The 20617-nt window shown below is 58.6% G+C and carries 18 protein-coding genes; 17 read left to right on the top strand and 1 reads right to left on the bottom strand.

Annotation, left to right across the window (positions count from 1 at the left end; translation table 11 throughout):
- Window positions 1–29 precede the first annotated feature (29 nt).
- From ACUIAD_RS00150 to ACUIAD_RS00115, 8 genes are all read left to right on the top strand, one after another.
- The gene (locus ACUIAD_RS00150) at window positions 30–1004 is read left to right on the top strand and encodes an ABC transporter permease (RefSeq protein ID WP_445343834.1); all 975 of its coding nucleotides are present in this window, start codon (window positions 30–32) and stop codon (window positions 1002–1004) included.
- Window positions 988–1782: an ABC transporter ATP-binding protein gene (locus ACUIAD_RS00145; RefSeq protein WP_110452448.1), complete on the top strand. Its 795-nt coding sequence runs from the start codon at window positions 988–990 to the stop codon at window positions 1780–1782. Before ACUIAD_RS00150 ends, ACUIAD_RS00145 begins: the two co-directional genes overlap by 17 nt.
- Complete coding sequence (locus tag ACUIAD_RS00140) at window positions 1769–2617, top strand: ABC transporter ATP-binding protein (RefSeq protein ID WP_110452447.1); 849 nt, start codon at window positions 1769–1771, stop codon at window positions 2615–2617. Before ACUIAD_RS00145 ends, ACUIAD_RS00140 begins: the two co-directional genes overlap by 14 nt.
- A gap of 246 nt (window positions 2618–2863) precedes the next feature.
- Entirely contained in the window at window positions 2864–3229 is a 366-nt protein-coding gene (locus tag ACUIAD_RS00135) for a GntR family transcriptional regulator (RefSeq protein WP_110452446.1), read from the top strand.
- Window positions 3226–4086: an ATP-binding cassette domain-containing protein gene (locus ACUIAD_RS00130; RefSeq protein ID WP_445343300.1), complete on the top strand. Its 861-nt coding sequence runs from the start codon at window positions 3226–3228 to the stop codon at window positions 4084–4086. Before ACUIAD_RS00135 ends, ACUIAD_RS00130 begins: the two co-directional genes overlap by 4 nt.
- Entirely contained in the window at window positions 4083–5045 is a 963-nt protein-coding gene (locus tag ACUIAD_RS00125; RefSeq protein WP_445343299.1) for a hypothetical protein, read from the top strand. Before ACUIAD_RS00130 ends, ACUIAD_RS00125 begins: the two co-directional genes overlap by 4 nt.
- Before the next feature lie 90 nt (window positions 5046–5135).
- Window positions 5136–7151, top strand: coding sequence for a RecQ family ATP-dependent DNA helicase (locus ACUIAD_RS00120; RefSeq protein ID WP_445343298.1), 2016 nt, complete (start codon window positions 5136–5138; stop codon window positions 7149–7151).
- A gap of 62 nt (window positions 7152–7213) precedes the next feature.
- Window positions 7214–7696, top strand: coding sequence for an S-ribosylhomocysteine lyase (locus ACUIAD_RS00115; RefSeq protein WP_029678668.1), 483 nt, complete (start codon window positions 7214–7216; stop codon window positions 7694–7696).
- Window positions 7697–7783: 87 nt separating this feature from the next.
- Here the strand turns inward: ACUIAD_RS00115 and ACUIAD_RS00110 are convergent, their stop codons facing one another.
- Window positions 7784–8794: a LacI family DNA-binding transcriptional regulator gene (locus tag ACUIAD_RS00110; RefSeq protein WP_110452442.1), complete on the bottom strand. Its 1011-nt coding sequence runs from the start codon at window positions 8792–8794 to the stop codon at window positions 7784–7786.
- 339 nt (window positions 8795–9133) lie between these two features.
- Here ACUIAD_RS00110 and ACUIAD_RS00105 point away from each other — a divergent pair, with 339 nt between their 5' ends.
- The 9 genes from ACUIAD_RS00105 to dnaG all read left to right on the top strand — a co-directional run bounded on the left by ACUIAD_RS00105 (window position 9134) and on the right by dnaG (window position 20547).
- Entirely contained in the window at window positions 9134–10456 is a 1323-nt protein-coding gene (locus ACUIAD_RS00105) for an ABC transporter substrate-binding protein (protein WP_445343297.1), read from the top strand.
- A gap of 100 nt (window positions 10457–10556) precedes the next feature.
- Entirely contained in the window at window positions 10557–11477 is a 921-nt protein-coding gene (locus tag ACUIAD_RS00100; protein ID WP_110452440.1) for a carbohydrate ABC transporter permease, read from the top strand.
- 8 nt (window positions 11478–11485) lie between these two features.
- Entirely contained in the window at window positions 11486–12304 is an 819-nt protein-coding gene (locus tag ACUIAD_RS00095) for a carbohydrate ABC transporter permease (protein ID WP_110452439.1), read from the top strand.
- Window positions 12305–12341: 37 nt separating this feature from the next.
- Complete coding sequence (locus ACUIAD_RS00090; protein ID WP_445343833.1) at window positions 12342–14345, top strand: glycoside hydrolase family 127 protein; 2004 nt, start codon at window positions 12342–12344, stop codon at window positions 14343–14345.
- A 186-nt stretch (window positions 14346–14531) separates the two neighbouring features.
- A complete protein-coding gene (locus ACUIAD_RS00085) occupies window positions 14532–15167 on the top strand; it encodes an N-acetyltransferase (protein WP_445343296.1) in 636 nt (211 codons plus the stop codon).
- Between the two features lie 42 nt (window positions 15168–15209).
- Window positions 15210–16568, top strand: a complete 1359-nt coding sequence (gene alr / locus ACUIAD_RS00080) for an alanine racemase (RefSeq protein WP_445343295.1) — start codon at window positions 15210–15212, stop codon at window positions 16566–16568.
- 70 nt (window positions 16569–16638) lie between these two features.
- Complete coding sequence (locus ACUIAD_RS00075) at window positions 16639–17097, top strand: Ohr family peroxiredoxin (protein WP_110452435.1); 459 nt, start codon at window positions 16639–16641, stop codon at window positions 17095–17097.
- Window positions 17098–17115: 18 nt separating this feature from the next.
- Entirely contained in the window at window positions 17116–18399 is a 1284-nt protein-coding gene (locus ACUIAD_RS00070; RefSeq protein WP_445343294.1) for a deoxyguanosinetriphosphate triphosphohydrolase, read from the top strand.
- Window positions 18400–18456: 57 nt separating this feature from the next.
- Window positions 18457–20547, top strand: coding sequence for a DNA primase (dnaG, locus tag ACUIAD_RS00065; RefSeq protein ID WP_445343293.1), 2091 nt, complete (start codon window positions 18457–18459; stop codon window positions 20545–20547).
- The last annotated feature ends 70 nt before the right edge of the window (window positions 20548–20617 follow it).

The raw sequence follows: 20617 nt of genomic DNA, 5'->3' as shown, positions 1-20617 counted from the left end.
TCCCGGGCCGACTGGGATTCTTCGGACGGATGCGGGTGGTGCTGGCCAGCATGTGGCGCAAGGCCTCAGGTCGATACTCGTTGATTGTTCTGGCCGTATGGATCCTGGTCTCCCTGGTCTCCAGGTTCTGGACCCCGGTGCCTATCTGGACCACCGACGGGTACCGGATCTGGCGGGCCCCCAGCCGCGACCACCTGTTGGGTACGGACGGCACTGGAGCAGACATCCTCTCCTGGCTGATGGCGGGGTCGGCAACCAACCTGGCCATCAGCTTTCTGGCTGTCATCCTGTCAGGCGTACTGGGACTTCTTCTGGTCATGGCCATGGTTTCGCACCGCTCTGGAGTATCGCAGACGGTCGTAGTCCTGGTCGATGCTCTGATCTCCCTGCCTACAGTGTTGTTGGCTCTGATCCTGGCCGTTCCCCTGGGGCCCAGCATCGCCGTGGTTGTCGTGGCCTGCGGATTCGGCTACGGACTCAACCTGGCCCGAATTGTAAGGCCCCAGGCGCTCCTGGCGGCAGAGTCGGACTATGTGCAATCCGCTCTGCACAGCGGAGTCGGGTCCTTCAGAATCTTCTGCACCCATCTGGTGCCCAATGTCATTCCGGTCCTGTGCGTGCAGCTTTCCATGTCGGCGGGGACCTCCGTTCTGGCTGAAGCAGGGTTGACCTACCTGGGGGTGGGCGTTCCCTCCGGTCTGCCCTCCTGGGGGCACTCGCTGACCGCCTCGGTCAAGTTCATCAACGTTTTTCCGCTGACCGTGCTCTGGCCTGGCCTGGTAGTCACCATGGTGGTGGTGGCGCTGAACCTGTTCGGTGATGCGCTGCGTGATGCCATCGATCCGGTCACCAACTCCAGGCTCAGGGCCGCCGTGGCTGCCGCCGGACGGTCTGCTCTTCAACCTGCGCCTCAGGCGGTTTCTGCGCAATTAGATGATTCCGACCATCTTGTCGAGAATGCGATTTACGCAGGCGAGGGAGGCAATGATGTCGCTGAATATTGACGGCCTGAGCCTATCCATCAATGGACGCACCATTCTTGACAGGGTGAACCTCAGGGTGGCGGATGGACAACGGGTCGGCCTGATCGGCTCCTCAGGCTCCGGAAAGTCGATGATTGCCCGCAGCGTTCTTGGCACCGCACCACTGACGGCCTCCCTGTCGGGATCCATTCTGGTGGACGGGCTCCAGATTCTCGGTTCCGATGATCGGTCCCTGGCGGACCTGCGCGGTGCCCGGATGGGCATGGTCTTTCAGAATCCTTCTACAGCACTGAACCCGGTAAAGAAGATTTACGACCAGGTGGAGCTTCCTCTTCGCCGCCACTATCGCCTGAGCGCCCAGGAAAGGCGCAGGCGGGTCATGGAGATATTGCAACAGGTGGGGTTGGATGCGGATCTGGCTGGCTCCTATCCGCATGAGCTGTCAGGGGGTCAGCAGCAGCGGGCGGCTATAGCCACGGCCCTCGTCACCAAGCCCAGACTGATACTGGCAGACGAGCCCACCACAGCCCTGGATGCCATCACCCAGCGGCAGATTGTTGACTTGCTGGTCTCCTTGGTCGACCAGAGCGGGGCCTCCCTCCTGTTCATCACACATGACTTCTCCGTCCTGGCCCGGGTTGCTGATTACTGCTACATCCTTGACGCGGGTCGATTGGTGGAAAGCGGGCAGACGCAGGGCATTCTGCGCGACCCATCCAGTCCACAGGGCAGGACTCTGGTGAGAGCTGCCAGAGAGTTGACGCTGAGCGCAGATGGAGGCAAGCATGAGGCTGACTGACGATGCACCTGCCGATCCGATCCTGACCGGAAAGGGCCTGACCAAGGTCTATGCCTCCACGGGCAGCGGCATGGCTCGAAAGGCCGCAGTTGACGGAATCGATGTCTCACTCCTGCCGGGGGAGTGCCTGGCAATCATAGGGGAGTCTGGTTCAGGGAAGACCACGCTTTCCCGTCTGCTCCTTGGCCAGTTGAGGCCTGATGCCGGACAGGTGGCATACGAGGGCAGACCAGTTCTGCATGGTTCCCCGGCCGCCAAGGCGCTTGCCCGGGACTCTGCTCTGGTCTTTCAGAATCCCTTTGCCTCCCTGGATCCCCGGTGGACCATTGGCCGGTCAGTCGCTGAGCCTCTTCTGGCTGCCAGACGCAGGGGGAGCGGGCACCTATGGCATCGTCGTCAGGACGGGACGGGTCTTGCCGATCAGGTGGCCAAAGTCTTGTCAGCGGTTCAGCTTGACCCCGACAGGCTCATGACGGCCTATCCCTCGGATCTGTCCGGAGGCCAGGCCCAGCGTGCGGCCATAGCCCGGGCTTTGATTGTCAAGCCCCGGATACTCTTGGCTGATGAGCCTATGAGCGCCATCGACGTCTCGGCGCGCGTAGGGATTCTCCATACCCTTCAATCCATCATGGCACAGTCCAGGCAGCAGGCCGATCCGTCGAATGGGATGTCCATGATCATCATCTCCCATGATCTGGGCGTTGTCCAGCACATCGCAGACAGGGTCATGGTGCTCGTCCGGGGCAAGGTGGTGGAGGAGGGGCCGGTGAACGCCATTCTCAATCATCCCAAGCAGTCCTATACCCGGCAGTTACTGGCAGCTGCGACCCTGTAGGTACCGGATTCATCCGGCATTCCGGCAAGCGGAATTACATGAGGACATGCCCATCCTAGCCGGGATGAAAGTGGGCGGCAGGAGCATATGCGCAGAGCAATCGGGCGGATGAGGACTGCATGTGATTTGACGGTTGTGAGAGGGAGTCGTAGACTGTTGGTTAGTTACTCAAGTAACTAAGTAATAAACAGTTGTAAAAGGTCCTAATTCGACGCTCCGAATCAAGGCAGACAAGGCGGTCAAACGATGGCGATCGAAATACCGGATGGTCGGCCCGTTTTCGTGAAGGTGGCAGACCGGTTGGCCGAAGCCATAGCCGAGGGTCTGGTCGCCGACGGTGAAAGGATTCCCAGCACCACGGAAATCTCCACCGCCTACCAGATCAACCCGGCCACCGTTCTCAAGGGGATGAACCTACTGGTCGACCGGGGCCTTCTGGAGAAACGGCGGGGACTGGGCATGTTTGTCACTGCCGGTGCGGGCCGGAGTGTTCGTGAGCGTCGCAGGAGGGAACTCCTGAACGGAAGGTTCCAGGATCTGGTCGAAGAAGCCAAGGCTCTGGACGTATCCCGTGAGGACCTGGACGCCATCATAGAAAGGGTCTACCAATGAGTCTGACAGTTTCCAAGGTGGACAAATCGTACGGAAAGCTGAAGGCCCTGGATGAGATTTCACTCTGCTTTGAGCCCGGCAATATATATGGACTCTTCGGGCGGAACGGGGCCGGCAAGTCCACCCTGTGCAATCTGATGACGGGCAGAGCACTTCCTGACCAGGGGCTGATCCACCTGGATGGAAGCGATCTGGTCAACGACTCAAGAATCGCTCGCCGCGTGGCCCTGGTCAACGAAACCTGGCCCTATCCATCCCGACGGCGCATTAGACAGGCATTTGCCATGGCCGAGGGGTTTTACGGCGGTTTCGACTGGCACTTGGCTGAGAGTATTCTTAAGAGCTTCGCATTGAGGCTGACTGACACTTTTGCCTCCCTTTCCATGGGGCAGCGTCAGGTGGTCAAGGACGTCATCGGACTCTGCCTGCCTGTGGAATATCTCATTCTGGATGAACCGACGACAGGAATGGATGCGGCGGCCAGGGAGAGGATCTACTCCTTCCTTCTGGAGTCCTATCAGCGCCGCGGACCGACCATGATCATCGCTACCCATATCATCAACGAGGTCAGCCAGCTCATCTCCCGCGCCACGATCATCGACCAGGGGCGGGTCCTGCGATCTTTCAGCGTGGATGATCTGTCAGGTCTGGGGACCACTGTCACTGGCCGTCCGCGTGACTTGGAGGGCTATCTTGCACAGGGCGACCCGAAGCTGCTGGGCAGACAGCGCATCGGCGACCTGCTGCGCGTCAGCTTTGAGGGTCCGGTGCCCGACGAGCAGCCCAAGGGGCTTATTGTCGCCCCCATGGACTTGCAGACCTACTTCGTCCAGATTACGGAAGGTGCAGCACAATGAGTAACACGCAAGTTGCAGAGACGGTAGGAACGAAGACCAAGCCGGGGTCAGACAGCCCCGACCTAGGTGCCGGACCTGCTGAAGGCTGGGCTCAAATCAAGCGCTTCCTGTCGCCTGCGGTGCAGACCCGTATGGCCCTGCGCGTACAGGTGATGCCGAGGCTGATCGTCTTTTTGATTTGGGCCCTCGTCCTCGCTCTGGGGGTTATGGGGTTTATCCCCTTGAGTTCTGGATTCACCGGTCTATTCACCGAGATGGTGCTCATGGCCACCGCCTTTGTCTGCTCACTGACGACTTTTCGGCCCCTGGTCTCCAACGCCGTGACCCGTTCCACAATCGCATGGACCCAGATCATCTCCAATGTGGTCATGGCCCTGGCGACAAGCACTTTCATGATCGTGGTCGCGATTATCAGCAGCCTAGGCCAAATCGGATGGATGCCCTTTACGGAAAGTTACCAAAGGTTTCTCGTACAGGGCTGTTCGCCTTGGAGACTGACTCTTGATCCCTGGAGTGTGTCATGCTTTAACCAGTCGTATGCCCAGCAGCCGTCCCGTTGGCTGGCTCTGGCGCTGCATGCCTTTATGGTGCAGGTAGCCTTCGTTCTGCTTGGCCAGGTGCTGGGTGACCTGGCCGCCCGTCTTGATCGAAAAGGCAGATGCCTGCTGTTGGCAGGACTGTTGATCTGTGTTGGTTTCTGGCATTCGATTTCTGGCTGGAATTTTTGGGGATGGCAGCAAGCGGCGGTTCAGATCATCAACCTTATGCGCGGCCATTGGATGTACAAGACCTTGAGCCCCTTCATGAATACGGACCTCTGGGGATACTTCACCGTGTATGTGCTCTGGCCCCAGGTGGTCTTCACCCTGGTCTTCTCCGCCATGTGCGTCCTCTTCAGCTGCTGGCTCACCAGCCGTCGGCAGTTACCAGCCATCCAAGGGTTCAGCATTCTGGATTAGTGGCAGGATAGCTATGCATCCCGTTGACGATTGTCCACATGGTCGTTCACCTACTGCTTGACTCCTTCCCAGGCAATAGACTGGTGAATCATGGTGGACATCCAGAATGCAGGGCAGGCGCTGAAGCGGTATTTCGGATATGAGTCCTTCCGCCCGGGTCAGGAGGATCTGGTCAAGGCCATTCTGGATGGGCGGGACTGCCTGGGTGTCATGCCGACCGGGGCTGGCAAGTCCATCTGCTATCAGATTCCTGCCACCCTTCTGGACGGTCTGACCATCGTCATCTCTCCCTTGGTTTCCCTGATGAAGGACCAGGTGGATGGGCTGGAGGATGCTGGCATCCAGGCCTCATTCGTCAATTCCACTCAGAGCATGGACGAGCAGTCCCTAGCCATGGCACAGGCCTCCCAGGGGCACAGCAAGATTCTTTACGTGGCGCCGGAGCGGCTGGACGCCCCTCGATTCAGGGAATTCGCTCAGCGTACAAGGATCTCCCTGCTGGCTGTGGACGAAGCTCACTGCGTATCCCAGTGGGGTCAGGATTTCCGACCTGCGTATCTGGGCATTGGGGATTTCATCAGGTCTCTGCCGTATCGTCCTACAGTTGCGGCCTTCACCGCCACGGCGACCGAGAAGGTTCGGCGTGACATCGTATACATGCTGGGTCTTAACGACCCGTATGTGGCTGTGACGGGGTTCGACAGGCCCAACCTCTTCTTCGACGTGATCAAGCTGGAGAGCAAATACAAGAATCGCTGGGTGGTCCGATACGCCCTGAAGCATGGAGACGACTCGGGCATCGTCTACTGCGCCACCCGTAAGGAGACCGAAGCCCTGGCGGACGATCTGAGCAAGGCCGGTGTCAGCGCTGTCAGCTACCACGCGGGCATGGATGCCCAGGACAGGGAACAGGCCCAACGGGACTTCGTCAACGACAAGGTGCAGGTGGTCGTGGCCACCAACGCCTTCGGCATGGGCATCGACAAGTCCAACGTGCGCTATGTTATCCATCACAACATGCCTGAGAGCATCGAGGCCTACTACCAGGAGGCCGGCAGGGCGGGGCGCGACGGCGAGCCAGCCCGCTGCTCCCTGTTGTGGAACGAGAGCGATATCGTCACCCGCAGACGTCTGCTGGACATGGACAACGGCAACGACAGGCTCACCGGGGACCAGACTGAAGCGGTCAGAGCCGAGCACCGGCGTCTGCTCAACGTCATGATCGGCTACTGTCGGACTACTGGCTGTCTTCACCAGTACATGCTGCGGTACTTCGGCGAAGAGGTGGACCAGGCTGCCGCAGGTCTTTCGCCTGCCGAGGCCGGCAAGGGGGAGGCCACCCTTTCCGGACATTCCGACATGGTAAGCGGCGGCTGCCGGAACTGCTCCAACTGTCTGAGCACCTTCAAGACCATCGACGTGAGCGATGTGGCCCGTGCCGTCAGCAGGTGCGTTCATGATGTGAACCAGGGGTTCGGCTCCGGGAAGATTGCGCAGATACTACGGGGCTCGCGCTCGCAGGATCTGCTTCGGCGCGGGCTGGATCGGTGCCCCAGCTATGGCGCTCTGGCCCAGGTTCCGGAGGCGCGAATCCGTGATGTGCTCAATCAGATGGCCTCGGACGGATATCTGTACATCACCGAGGGACGACTGCTCATGGTCCATTTCGGACCCAAGGCCGCACAAACGGTCAGCCCGGACTTCCACTACGAGATCAAGCAGACGGAACGCCCGCATGCCTCAGGCAAGGTCTACGGCGGCGGGTCCTGTTCGACGCTCGACGACGGTCTCGACCAGGCCGGAGCAAGCGATGCCAGCCCAGAGGATAAGGAACTTTTCCAGGAGCTGCGCGATCTGCGGGCCAGCATAGCCCGCGAGATCGGCAAGCCTCCCTACATTGTCTTTTCCGACAGGACCCTGCGCGACATGTGTCGTCTTCGACCAGTCGATGATGCGACCTTCCTGGCTGTCAACGGGGTGGGACAGCATAAGCTGGAGCAGTATGGACCCCAGTTCATGGGGGTCATTTCCGATTTCTCAGCCGGAAGAGGAGTGAATGTGGTCAGCGGCAGGGCAGAATCTGATAGGCGGGTCGGCCTACCATGAGATGTGCATGACTTCATCGCGGCTGCCTTTTACGCTGGGCGCCCGACAGGAAAGGAATAACAATGGCTGACAAACCTATCGTAGAGAGCTTCCAACTGGACCACACCAAGGTCAAGGCACCCTACGTTCGTCTGATCGACGAGGAGAAGGGCCCTCAGGGAGACATCATCTCCAACTATGATCTGCGTTTGGTTCAGCCCAATCAGAACGCCATTCCAACTGCCGGGCTGCACACAATCGAGCACACCATCGCCGTGCTCCTGCGCGAGCGCATCCCCGGCTATATCGACTGCTCCCCCTTCGGCTGCCGGACTGGCTTCCACCTGCTTGCCTGGGGCCGCCATTCGACCGAAGATGTGGCCAAGGCCTTGAAGGAGTCGCTGGAGTTTATCGCCGAAAAGGCCACTTGGGACGACGTGCCGGGCACCGAGATCACCTCCTGCGGCAACTACCGCGACCATTCGCTCTTCTCAGCCAAGCAGTGGAGCCGCGACATCGTGGCTGCCGGCATCAGCTCCGATCCTTACGAGCGCAAGCTGGTCTGAGTGCTGACAGACATTGGCAGGTATGGCCCAGGCGAAAATGAAAATTTTGCCTGGGCCCCTGTTTTGTCTGGGTGCTACAGGACACGTTTAATCCATGGGGACTGTGGACTCGCGCTGAATCAGCCGACAGGGTACGTAATCAATCCCATGGTGCGGCTGGCCTTTGATGGCATCCATGAGCTGCCGAGCGGCAATGCGGCCAATAAGCTCAGTGTTGTTGTCGATGCTGGTCAATGAAGGCCTGGAGGCGTTGACCAGCACATCCCAGTTGTCGTGGCCTACTACTGCTACATCATCGGGAATCGACAGTCCTTGTTGTTTCAGTGCATCGATGCAGCCCCTTGCCAGTTGGTCGCTTTGACAGACGACTGCATCAAAATCGACACCTTGGTCAAGCAATAGTCTTGTAGCCGCGCGTCCCCAATTCTCATTCCAGCGACCATATCGGATTGGCCCAGCGGGGTCAAGGCCGAATTCTGCCAGGGCTTCAAGAGATCCTTTTGTCCGATCTGTGGCTGCCGTAAAAGTTTCGTCGCCTCCAATGATGGCTATCTTGTTGCGTCCGCAGGAGATGAGCGAATTGACTGCGATTCGTCCGGCATCGACATTGTCGCAGGTCACCGAAGCATCATGGGGATTAGTCGAAGGTCCATATGCATAGACCAAAGGAACACCCACGTTTCCTAGACTGGAACGGGGATTGGTCTCTCTTTGCACGATGAGCAGGCCATCCACGTTCAACGAGAGAAGTTTTTCAACATGGCTACGTTCCAGGGCTTCGTCGCCTCGTGCGTTGGCCAGCAAAACAGATACGGAGCCGGCGCGCAACTCGTTTTCGGCCCCAATCAGAATAGGGGTCGAAAAACGGCCGGTCAGATCAGAGGTGACCAAGCCGATGATGCCGCTCTTGCCGCTGGCCAGGGACTGCGCCATCTTGTTTGGACTGTAGTGCAGACGTTCTGCGGCTGCCCGAACCTTTTTTCTGGTCGCTGGACTTACTCTGGGCTGGTCATGAAGCGCTTTAGAGGCCGTCGACAGTGACACCTGGGCCATTTGCGCCACATCCGACAGCCTGACAGTCCGTGTTGTCTTCTCCATGTCCAACTCCAGTTCGCGAGTTTTCCGAGCAGTTGATTGCACCTTGTGTTAATCCCTATGCTAGTGCGGCCTTGCGAGGATTTCGGCAGTTGCGAAACCTCAGACCGCTATTTTCGCAATCGTAACTATGGTGCAGAAGAAAATACTATGTATGGGCAGAATAAATAGGTTTGTAACACTATGAGAAAGCGATTTTGCATTTTCGCTCATCTTGCATATGATGAAAGAGCTTTCGACCTGGACCATTCGGTTGGATTCAAGTGACACTCGTCGAATGCTAAGCGGAGTTTCCGCTGCCAGCTCTCAATGATGAGCGGGAACGTAGAGAAAGAAGCAGATATGATCTCGATGAAGAGCATCGTACGTACGACGACGGCCATAGCCGCTGCCGCCATGCTCCTGCCATTGGCCGCATGTGGAGGAGGATCGCAGTCCGGCGCAGTTTCCGACAACATACCGGCCAAGGGGACGGACGACGGGGCTCAAATCACCCTGTGGACCAGATCCCCGTTGGAGCGGCAGGCAAAAAATGTGGTCGGGGTTTACAACAAGTCCCATAAGAACAAGGTCAAGTTGGAGATCATTCCCAACGACGATATGGAAGGCAAGGTCGGCGGAGCATCCCAGACCGGGTCGCTGCCGGATATCCTGGCTGGTGACGTGGTCCGTATTCCATATTGGGCTTCTGAGGGCATCTTCAAGGACATAACCAAGCAAATCGACGCCCTGTCGAATAAAGCCGATCTCCAACAGGGCCACATCAAGGCGGGAACCGTGGATGGCAAGAAATACACGCTGCCCTTCATCACCGATGTATCGATCATGGTCTGGAACAAGGATCTGTATCAGCAAGCCGGTCTGGATCCGGAGAAAGGCCCGGACAGCATAGAGGAATTCACAAGCCAGGCCAAGAAGATCGCCGGTTTGAACAAGGATGGGGTCTCAGGATCATATCTGGCTGGTCAATCCGGCGGGGCGCTGGCATTTGATCTGTTCCCGTCCTCATGGGCTGATGGTCATGAAGTGATGAATGACGACGGTAGCAAGGCCTCTCTGGACAATCCTTCTATGAAGGCCACTCTGGACGCCTACCATCAGCTTGCTGAGACGACCAATGGCTTGGGAGCAGGCTCCAAGGAAGAGACAGGCGCCACCTGGACAGCCCCATTCGCCAACGGCAAGGTCGGTGTGATGCCTTACCCCAACACTTCGGTGACCGCAGTCATCGAGGCCGAGAAGAAGGGCGGCTTCAAGGTCGGTGTGTCTCCTATACCCGGCACTGAAAAGGGCAAGACCGCTACTTTCCTCGGCGGGGATGCCATGGGAATCTCCAAGGACAGCAAGCATGTCGCTCAGGCTTGGAACTTCCTCTCTTGGCTGATGCAAGCGGATAGCCAGAAGCAGGTATTCGCCGACAAGGGTGACACCGCCTCGAACATCCGTACCCTGAAGACCGCTTATACCGATGCTGATCCGAGGGTGCAGACCATCAATTCCGTCATCATCGATGGTCATGGCCAGACCCCCAAGTCCCCGGCCTTCAATGAGGCGTTCAATGCCGCCGGGTCGCCTTGGCAGCTGCTGATTCAAAATGCCGTCTGGGGCAAGGGCGATTTGCAAGCCGACAATCAGGCGGTCAGCAAGGTCCTGTCCAAGGAGTGAATGGTCGTAGATAAGCGTCCATCGGTTTTGCCGGAGGGGTTTCGCAGGAACCTCCCTGACGATAACCAGCGATGGGCATGACCAAGCAAAGGGGTGCAATATGTCAGGCAGCAGTGAGCAAGCAGTGACACGAAGACGAAGCAAGGCGCGCGGAAGAAGAATGCGCCGAGGGATGATTTATGCTCTTCCCGATTGGCTGTTCATCATCGTCCTCTTCGTCGTTCCCATTGTCCTGCTGATCGTCATGGCGGGTTCTCGCTGGACCTTGATGGGTGGCAATCGGGGTTGGAATTTTCCCACCAATTTCATTAAGGTCCTGCACAATGAACTGCTTGCCCACGCCATCGGGTTCACTTTGGAGTACACGGTCATAGTGACCGTTATTCTCCTGGTCCTCGGACTGGGACTGGCCTTGCTGGTGCAGGAGTCCAGTGCATGGAACAATGTGCTTAGAACTTGCTTCCTGCTGCCTAGCGCCACCGGATTGGCTTCAGCATCGTTGCTTTTCTACGCTCTGTATTCACCTCAGGTGGGCCCAGTCACGAAAATCCTCGCTCATCTTGGTCTTATGGATGCCAATGGTTCTGTGCTGGCCACCGGGCAGAGTGCCCTTTGGGCCACCATTATTGTCATTGTCTGGCGGTTCTCGGGGTACTACATGCTGCTCATGATGATAGGTCTGCAATCCATTCCGGGTGATCTTTACGAAGCCGCACGCATGGATGGGGCGGGTACTTGGCGGATTTTCAGGTCAATCACCCTTCCTCTGATGCGGCCGACCATCGTCATGTGCTTGGTCTACTGCGTGACCGGGTCCATTCTTGCTTTCGATCAGTTCTTCATTCTGACCAAGGGTGGGCCCAACAACGCAACCATGACTGTAGTAGAGCTCATTTACAACTTCGCCTTCGACTCCAAGAAAGACCTGGGCATGGCTGCGGCGCTTTCCTTGATCGTGTTGCTGGCCCTGGTCGTCATTAACTCCATTCAAATGCGCGGTCTGCGCGACAATACCAAGTAAGGGGAATCATGACTACGCCCTTGTGGAAACGTTGCATAAGCAGGATTCTTCAGGCACTGCTGGCCTTGGTCTTCGTAGCTCCCCTGATATGGGTAGTCGTCTGTTCCTTCAGTCCGCAGACGGGATCTGCTCAGACGGATGGATGGGGGCCGGGCAATTATCTGACCTTGCTGCATTACCAGGACGGGTTGCCTACCTACCTGGCCAATTCGGTGGTCATCACCCTGGTTACGGTGGTGCTTTCCGTAATCGTATGCACTATGGCCGGATACTCCTTCTCCAGATTTGAATATCCAGGCCATGATCTGGGATTTATGGTGACGCTGTCCATTCTCATGGTGCCGTATGCGTCCCTGCTGATACCGCTCATGGTCTGGTACAAGGACATCGGTCTGAACGATTCGCTGGTCGGTGTCGGCCTTGTACTGACCCTTTTCCAGCTTCCCATGAGCACCTTCATCATGCGCATAGCCTTTGATGCCATTCCCAAGGACATGGAAGAGGCCGCCATGGTGGACGGATGCAACAGCCTGCAGGCGCTGGTCAAGATCCTGATGCCTGTAGTCAAACCCTCTATGGTGACCGTGGGGCTGCTGGCCTTCCTGGAAGCATGGAATAACTTCATGATTCCCCTCTACCTGGTCGGATCTTCGCATGCCCCTCTGCCGTTGGCCTTGGTCAACATGCGTCAGCAGACCATGGGCGTCATTGATTATGGAGCTACAGAGGCAGGCGTGGTTGTGTTGCTCTTGCCCGCAGCAATCCTCTTCCTGGCGCTTCAGAAGTATTACGTCAAGGGATTCATGGCAGGTGCGGTCAAGGGCTGACGGTCCGCGTTGGCGATCAGGGACAGAAGGAGAACGAATGAGAAAATCACAGTTGCGCGGGAAGCCACTGCCTAGTGAACCCCGGGTTCGGATTACATCAGCTTTTTGGAAACAACGGCGGGAGCAGATCGCACGTGTGGTTTTGCCCTATCAGTGGCAGGTCCTCAATGATCAAGTCGATGTGAATGTGCCCGATGATCCAGCAGGAAACCAGGGTTCCGACCCGCTCAGTCATGCTGTCGGCAATCTGCGCATCGCCGCAGGTGAGCAGGCTGGAGAATTCAAAGGGATGGTCTTCCAGGATTCGGATGTCTACAAGTGGCTGGAGGAGGCTGCTTATGTGCTGAAGTACCATCCGGATCCTCATCTGCAGGAGGTCTGTGACAGAACTGTGGATCTTATTTCCCGGGCCCAGGCTCCAGACGGGTACCTGGTCACCGCTTTTCAGATTGGGACGGGGCCTTGGGCGAATCGCAGGCCTTTCACGCAGCTGCAGCAATCCCATGAAACCTACAGCATGGGTCACTATATAGAAGCGGGACTGGCCTATTACCAAGCCACCGGCAATGGGCAGGCACTGGATATAGCTCGTCGGATGGCTGACTGCATTGATGCGCATATTGGACCCGAAGAAGGGAAAATCCACGGGGCTGACGGCCATCCGGAAATTGAGCTTGCCCTTTGCAAGCTTTTTGAGGCCACTGGTGAAGAGCGGTATAAGCAATTGGCCGCCTATCTCATCGATATTCGCGGGCAGGATCCACGTTTCTACGAAAAGCAGCAAAAGAGCGCGCCGGGTGAGCAGATTGCGCCGGATATGGCTGATTATCCTCTGGAGTACTTTCAGGCTGAGCGGCCGGTTCGCCAACAACAAACAGCTCACGGACATGCGGTGAGGTTGATGTATCTGTGCACGGGCATGGCTCATCTGGCCGCCATTACCCAGGATGCAGACTTGGAACGCACGGTACGCCGACTATGCCACAACCTGGTCGACAAACGCATGTACATCACGGGGAATATCGGGTCCACTCACGTCGGTGAGTCTCTTACCTATGATTACGACCTCCCCAATGACACCATGTACGGGGAAACCTGTGCGTCGGTCGGAGTTGCGATGCTGACCGAGAGAATGCTCGCGCTGGATGCAGATGGCGAATATGGCGATGTCCTGGAGCGTGAGCTTTTCAACGGTGCCTTGGCGGGCATCAGTTTGGATGGGCGTCAGTACTTCTATGTCAATCCTCTCCAGGTTGATCCCGAGGGAGTGGACAATCCAGATCGCCATCACGTTCTGGCGCATAGAGTGGACTGGTTTGGTTGTGCATGCTGTCCCGCCAACATTGCCCGGCTGATCGCTTCCGTGGATAGATATATTTATGCAAGGCCTGATGACAGCACGGTGCTCAGCCATCAGTTCATCGCCAATCAGGCCAGCTTCGACAATGGTCTTGAAGTTGTACAGTCTACGAATTTTCCATGGAGCGGTCTTGTCGATTACGACTTGAAGATGGACGCGGATGCACTCGGACCGGTTCGTTTTGGCATCAGAGTGCCTGGTTGGACGGCGAATTCATACAAGTTGACCCTTGACGGATCTGAAGAATCGACGGAACCTGACCGCGGATTCTTCTATGTGGATCTGGCTCCGGGCCAAAGGTGCCATGTTCACCTGGAAATGAATATGGACGTTAAGTTCATGAGAGCCAACTCGCGGGTTTCGTCGGATGCCGGATCCGTGGCCCTTATGCGAGGTCCTCTGGTGTATTGCGCCGAGTCGACCGATAACCCGGGAAAGCTGTGGCAGTACCGAGTTCTTATGGATCCTGGGAAAGTGTCATCTGAATTCCACCAGGATCTGCTGGGCGGCGTCGACGTGCTGACCGTACCAGCCATGCTTGCTTCCGAGGACAACCCTGATGATCCGCTCTACATGCCCCTGTCGGATAGGCATGAGCGATCTGCAAGCATGAAACTGGTCCCTTACTATGCTTGGGCCAATCGGGAGAGGGGAAGCATGAGAGTCTGGCTACGTAGCTGATGGAGATAGGCTCTGAATTCTTATGATGGTCGCAGAATAGCCCAAACTATTCCCTGATTCGCTCAATGCGTACTCACTTCGTGCCAGCTTTCTGTTGGATACACTCGTACTTCGGCAATCGCAGGGGCGGGTCTCGTCCCTGCCGCACCGGTCGAGAAAGAGGTAGCCACAGTGAGCAGGTACGCGATGGAAACTGCACGTTGGATCCGTCATGCCACCATGGACGACTTTGAGGCGATCATGCCTGTCTACGCCTACGCCAGAAAGCGGATGGCCGAGACCGGCAACCCCCATCAGTGGGGGGACAAGTACCCCCTGCCCGAACGCATCCGCGAGGACATCGCCGGGGGCCACACCATGCTGTTGGTAGATGATGCGGCTGGCATGGACCACATTCCTGAGGATCCCGTCTACCCTGAACCCGAGCTTGACGAGCACAAAGGCAGCCATGAGCGCATCATCGGCGTCTTCGCCCTCTTCCATGACCCGGAGCCGGATTATCGAGTCATCGATGGCAGCTGGCTGGATGATCGGCCCTATACCACCATCCATCGGGTGGCCGCCTCGGGACTGGGGCGTCACGCGGCCGGGGACCTGCTTGACTGGAGCATGCGCCGATACGAGAATATCCGCGCTGATACGGGACTGAAGAACTACGCCATGCAGCACATCCTGGAGACTCATGGCTTCACCCGCTGCGGCAACATCATCATGCCTGAGAACAAGGAGATTGAGAACGTGCGGGTGGCCTACCAGCGGCACGACCGTCCGCTCGACCTGGCGGAGCGCGAAAAGGCGGCCAAGCACTTGGTCGCTGTCTGATGGCGGGTGCCGACCGTCGCAGCGCCGTCGCACAATGGAGCCATGACATTGAGTGCAGCACCGGCATGGCGATTCTCCGGGCCCGAGGGCAAAAAGCACTACGAGCAAGCCCTTCAGGCTTATCCCGGGCAGATCATCGTGGACTTGCGGACCTTGAAGGCCAATATGGCCACCCTGGTGAATCTGGTTCATTCCACGAACCCTGGTGCTGCAGTCATGGGCGTAGTCAAGGCCGATGCCTACGGCCATGGGCTTATCCCAGCCGCTCTGGCGGCACTGGCCGGCGGGGCAACCTGGCTGGGCACGGCCCAGTCCAGCGAGGCCCTCTGCCTGCGTCGGGCGGGCATCGGCCCAGACCGTTGCAGGATTCTGTCATGGATGTTCAACGGGGACCGCGCTCCCTTTGACGGGCTGATCCAGGCTGACATAGATCTGGGCGTCGGTTCATTGAAGACCATGGACATGGCGGCCCAGGCGGCGGATCGGGTTGGCAGACCTGCTCGCGTCCACGTCAAGGTGGACACCGGCTTCGGACGCAACGGCTTCACTCCTGAAACCTTCGGGGACGCTCTGCGCGAGCTCTCTCGCCTGGCCGCCGAGGGCCTGTTGGAGCCTGTTGGGCTTTTCAGTCATCTGGCAGTGGCCGACATGCCTGGCGTGGACGAGTTCGTGTCGTCCACTGACGAGCAAATCGCCCTCTTTGAGGAGTTCTCTGACAGGATGACGGCCGCAGGCATGAAGCCCGAAGTACGGCACCTGGCCAACACTGCTGCCACGCTCAGCCGTCCTGGGATACGCTATGACCTGACCCGTCCGGGCATTGGCCTGTACGGATACGAGCCTGATCCCTCCATGGGGGTTTCGGCTGACTATGGATTGCGTCCGGCTATGACCCTTCAGGCTCAGCTGGGCACTGTCAAGGATATGCCGGCTGGTCACGGCATCTCCTATGGACGCACCTATCTGACGGAGAAGCCCACCAGCACGGCCATCATGCCCTTGGGCTACGCCGATGGGATACACAGGTCAGCCTCGGGCTTCGACTGCGAGGGCGCTATGGGTCGAGAGCACCTGGGCGGGCCCGTCCGACTAATGACTAGTCAAGGGCCTAGGTTGGTTCGCGTTGCTGGAAGGGTCTGCATGGACCAGTGCGTGCTTGATCTCAAAGGCTTGGCCTCCGACTTTGGCGTGAGCGAGGGCGATACCGTTGTGCTCTTCGGGCCAGGCAGAGGGGAGGATCAGGCGGAGCCAACCGCCGATGACTGGGCCCGGGCCGCCGACACCATCAGCTATGAGATCTTCACCTGCCTGCGTAGTCGGATTCCACGGCTCTATCTTGGTGTGCATGAGGTGGTCGACCCCTCCGACCTGCACCTGTTCGCCCCTGACTCAATTCTTTGAGACCACTATCACAGGCAGAACCTGGTCCGAAGGTCTTGTCAAGGGGCAATATAAGTGGTGAGATGAGGTTATGACTACATATACAGGAAATGAACCCAGCAATATCTCATACACAGCCGTAGCTGACATCACTGGAGGCCGCGAGGGCCATGCGGTCAGCCACGAGCCCGATCTCTCCTTAGACCTGGACACGCCCAAGGCCATGGGGGGCAAGGGCCAGGGCACCAATCCCGAGCAGCTCTTCGCCATTGGGTGGGGCGCCTGCTTCCAGGGAGCCATGGGCCTGGCAGGCAAAGAACTGCGCGTACCGGCCACCAAGCTGGCCCAGAGCAGAGTGCGCACTCATATCTCCCTCGGCGACCAGGGCGAGTCCTTCGGCATCAAAGCGTTGATCGAGGTCAGCCTGCCCGGCGTCGAACGCGATCTGGCCACCCGACTGGTGGAACGCACCCAGGAGCTCTGCCCCTATTCCAAGGCCACGGCGGGCAATGTGCCTACTGAAGTGGTGGTCGTGGACGATCTGGACTGAACGGAGCGGGCGCGCCTGATGGGCAATGACGAAGGGGGTGGATCCCGCCTGCTGGCCGAGGGCTACTCTGCCCGGGACCAGGAACGGTGGGCCCAAGAGCCGCCAAAGACCAGCGGCAGGACCGCCTTTGAAAGAGATAGGGCGCGCCTGGTTCATTCTTCGGCGCTGCGTCGGTTGGGGGCCAAGACGCAAATTCTGGTCGCCGGTACTGACGACTTTGCCCGTACACGGTTGACCCACACCCTTGAGGTGGCCCAGATCGGACGGCAGATCGGGACCATGCTGGGCTGCGATCCCGACGTGGTGGATTGTGCCTGCCTGGCTCATGACCTGGGTCATCCGCCCTTCGGCCACAACGGCGAACGCGCCCTGTCCTCACTGGCCTCCGGTATAGGGGGATTCGAGGGCAATGCGCAGACCCTTCGCCTGCTGACCAGGCTGGAGCCCAAGGTCTTCCATCCGGACGGACGTTCAGCAGGAGTCAATCTGACCCGAGCCGCCCTGGACGCTGCGGTCAAATATCCTTGGACTCTGGCCCAGGCCTCGGCTCATCCAAAGGGGGAGAGGACCGCCAAGTTCTGCGTCTACCCTGACGATCAGGAGGTCTTTCATTGGCTTAAGCAGGGGGCGCCGCCGGCCAGCACGCCTATGGAGTGCCAGGTCATGGACCTGGCTGACGACATCGCCTACAGCGTCCACGACGTGGAGGATGCTATCGTGGTCGGTTCTTTCGCGCCTGAACGGCTGGCCGAGCCCCGGATCATCGATGGCGTGGTCCGGGCTGCCCGATCCTGGTATGGCGACCGCTGGGATGCTGACCAGCTGGTCCGAGCCCTGGAGACCGTCCGTGGCCTGTTGCCGCTGGGCTTCGATGGTTCACGCCGCGCTCTGGCTACTTTGAAGAACACCACCAGCTATTTGATCGGCCGTTTCGCCGATTCAGTGGAGGCGGCTACACGAGGTCGCCACGGCCAAGGCCCGCTGGCCAGATATTCGGCTGGGCTGGTCATTCCTCCTCGGACCTCCTATGAGATTGTGGCTTTGAAGGGGATCGCTGTCTATTTCGTCATGGCTCCCCGCGAGAAGGAGCCCTTCCACGAAGAGCAGCTGAAAATCGTGACCGACCTGGTTGAGGTGATGATGGCCGACTCGCCAGCGCCCTCTGATGCCTTGGAGGACGTCTTCATGGAGGATTGGCGTAATGCCGGTTCGGATGGGGAGCGCCTGCGGGTGGCCATCGACCAGGTGGCCTCCTTGACCGACGGCTCGGCGCTGGCCCTGCATTCCCTGGTCTGTTCCTAGGCCTGCGGCGTTTATGCCGGACGCAACACATCGCCCTGGACCGGTAGGCTGGGTGTCATGTCCGGAATGATCAAGAAGGAAGACATCGAGAAGGTCAGAGCCAAGGCCGATCTGTATGAGATCGTATCTGAAAGCGTGACCCTGAAGCCTTCCGGTTCCGGCACCTACATGGGTCTGTGCCCCTTCCACGACGAGAAGACCCCTTCCTTTTCAGTGCGTCCCTCCTTGGGTGTCTGGCACTGCTTCGGCTGCGGTCTGGGCGGCGATGTCTTCACTTATGTGGAGCGGGAGGAGAATGTCGAATTCGGCGATGCCGTCGAGATCCTGGCAGACAAGTACCAGATCGAGCTGCATTACGAAAATTCCCGTCAGGACCAGCGCCATGGGTCCAAACGTTCCCGGCTGCTGGAGGCCAATGAGGAGGCCCAGCGCTTCTTCGTTTCGCAGATTATGAGCAAGGAGGCGCTGGCTGCGCGCAAATTGTTGGCCGGCAGGACCTTCTCGCAGGCTGACAGCGCCCATTTTGGCTGCGGATACGCCCCTCGCGGATGGGATAACCTGGTCCGCCACCTGTCCGACAAGGGCTTCACCCAGCAGGAGATGCTGGATGCCGGACTAGCCAGGCAGGGGCAACGGGGAGTCTACGACTACTTCCGGGGCAGGGTCACTTGGCCTATCAGGGATTCCACAGGCCGCACCCTGGGTTTCGGCGCTCGCAAGCTCTACGAGGACGACGGCATCAATGCCAAGTACATCAACACGCCGGACACTCAGCTTTACCGCAAGAATCAGGTGCTCTACGGCATCGACCTGGCCAAGGAGGCCATCGTCAAAAAGCGGCAGGTGGTTATTGTGGAGGGCTATACCGACGTCATGGCATGTCACCTTGCCGGCGTCGACACGGCAGTAGCCACTTGCGGCACTGCATTCGGCGAGGACCATGCCAAGATCGTCCGCCGTCTCATCTCTGACGACGCCCTGGGGGCTATCCAACTGGTAGGGCCGGTCCAGGGTTCCAGGGTGGTCTTCACCTTCGACGGTGATGCCGCCGGGCAGAAGGCCGCCCTGCATGCCTTCGGCCTTGACGGGAGCTTTCTGACGCAGACTTTCGTGGCGGTGGCTCGGGAGAATCTGGATCCCTGCGATCTGCGAATCCGTTACGGCGATGAGGCGGTGCGATCCCTGGTCGAGCATGCCCGACCGCTGTATGACTTCGTCATCGACACCGCCGTGGCCATGTTTGACACTCAGTACACCACCGGGCAGATGGGGGCGGTCAAAGCTGTGGCGCCCATTTTGGCCCAGATTAGGGACCGCTCCCTGGTGGGGGCCTACACCCGCAAGACCGCCAGGCAAATCGGCGTGGATCTGGATCTTCTGCGCGAGGAGGTTAACAAGGCCCGCCACAAGCTGCATGTGAAGGACCGGGATGCCTATGCGATCCGTACTCCTCGCCGCGGTTCGAGCGAATCGGAGGGGCGCGCAGGCTACGGCAGTGACGATGCTATGCGACGCCGCAGGATACAGCGTGAGGATGCTCTCCGACAGGGATACCATCGCATCGATGATGCCGTATTTATCTGCGAGCAGCAGTTCATGGGTGTACTCATCCAGATTCCCGGTGCGGTCGGATCGAATGCTTTTGCCCAGCTCAGTCCGGATAGTTTTGAGGTCCCGATTTTCCGTTCCCTCTATCGGGCTGTGCAGGCGACCGGAGGTCTTCCCGACAGCAAGACGCCCCAGGGACTGTGGATGCATAATCTGACCAAGGCAGCTGGGCCCATGTTGGAGTCGGCCATCAACGAGCTGGCCGTCATGCCCCTGCCCTTGAACTCGGATACACAGGAGTATGGGCAGAAGGGGGCAGGCTCGGGCTCCATGGTCGTCAACAAGGGAGACGATCAGGTGGCGGGCTCCCAGGAAGCGGATGCTCAGCTGAGACAGCCCAGCCCGGAGGAGCGTCAGTATGCTTCAGAGCTGCTGGCAAGACTGCTGGATGCCACTTACATGCGGCTGATTGCTTCTGCTCGGCACCGGATGAATCAGTTGCCAGACGGGCAGGAGAAGTTCGATCTTCTCGGTCAGCTCACCCAATACGAGACCCAGCGCAATGAGCTGCGCAACCAGGTCTTCGGTAACGCCGAATGAACTGGTGCCTGGATAGGTCTCTTGTTGGCATGCAACTTTCGACAGGCCCTACCGATAGGGTAGATACATG

It is taken from the genome of Bifidobacterium sp. ESL0819 (assembly GCF_052606245.1).
Note: the sequence above shows the minus strand (reverse complement) of the source record. Positions and strands in the feature narration are given on the sequence as shown.

Bases quoted from the DNA above. Each gene is read 5' to 3' on its own strand.
- ACUIAD_RS00150 (WP_445343834.1), top strand. From the start codon at position 30: ATGCGGGTGGTGCTGGCCAGCATGTGGCGCAAGGCCTCAGGTCGATAC.
- ACUIAD_RS00145 (WP_110452448.1), top strand. From the start codon at position 988: ATGTCGCTGAATATTGACGGCCTGAGCCTATCCATCAATGGACGCACC.
- ACUIAD_RS00140 (WP_110452447.1), top strand. From the start codon at position 1,769: ATGAGGCTGACTGACGATGCACCTGCCGATCCGATCCTGACCGGAAAG.
- ACUIAD_RS00135 (WP_110452446.1), top strand. From the start codon at position 2,864: ATGGCGATCGAAATACCGGATGGTCGGCCCGTTTTCGTGAAGGTGGCA.
- ACUIAD_RS00130 (WP_445343300.1), top strand. From the start codon at position 3,226: ATGAGTCTGACAGTTTCCAAGGTGGACAAATCGTACGGAAAGCTGAAG.
- ACUIAD_RS00125 (WP_445343299.1), top strand. From the start codon at position 4,083: ATGAGTAACACGCAAGTTGCAGAGACGGTAGGAACGAAGACCAAGCCG.
- ACUIAD_RS00120 (WP_445343298.1), top strand. From the start codon at position 5,136: ATGGTGGACATCCAGAATGCAGGGCAGGCGCTGAAGCGGTATTTCGGA.
- ACUIAD_RS00115 (WP_029678668.1), top strand. From the start codon at position 7,214: ATGGCTGACAAACCTATCGTAGAGAGCTTCCAACTGGACCACACCAAG.
- ACUIAD_RS00110 (WP_110452442.1), bottom strand. From the start codon at position 8,794: ATGGAGAAGACAACACGGACTGTCAGGCTGTCGGATGTGGCGCAAATG.
- ACUIAD_RS00105 (WP_445343297.1), top strand. From the start codon at position 9,134: ATGATCTCGATGAAGAGCATCGTACGTACGACGACGGCCATAGCCGCT.
- ACUIAD_RS00100 (WP_110452440.1), top strand. From the start codon at position 10,557: ATGTCAGGCAGCAGTGAGCAAGCAGTGACACGAAGACGAAGCAAGGCG.
- ACUIAD_RS00095 (WP_110452439.1), top strand. From the start codon at position 11,486: ATGACTACGCCCTTGTGGAAACGTTGCATAAGCAGGATTCTTCAGGCA.
- ACUIAD_RS00090 (WP_445343833.1), top strand. From the start codon at position 12,342: ATGAGAAAATCACAGTTGCGCGGGAAGCCACTGCCTAGTGAACCCCGG.
- ACUIAD_RS00085 (WP_445343296.1), top strand. From the start codon at position 14,532: ATGGAAACTGCACGTTGGATCCGTCATGCCACCATGGACGACTTTGAG.
- alr (WP_445343295.1), top strand. From the start codon at position 15,210: ATGACATTGAGTGCAGCACCGGCATGGCGATTCTCCGGGCCCGAGGGC.
- ACUIAD_RS00075 (WP_110452435.1), top strand. From the start codon at position 16,639: ATGACTACATATACAGGAAATGAACCCAGCAATATCTCATACACAGCC.
- ACUIAD_RS00070 (WP_445343294.1), top strand. From the start codon at position 17,116: ATGGGCAATGACGAAGGGGGTGGATCCCGCCTGCTGGCCGAGGGCTAC.
- dnaG (WP_445343293.1), top strand. From the start codon at position 18,457: ATGTCCGGAATGATCAAGAAGGAAGACATCGAGAAGGTCAGAGCCAAG.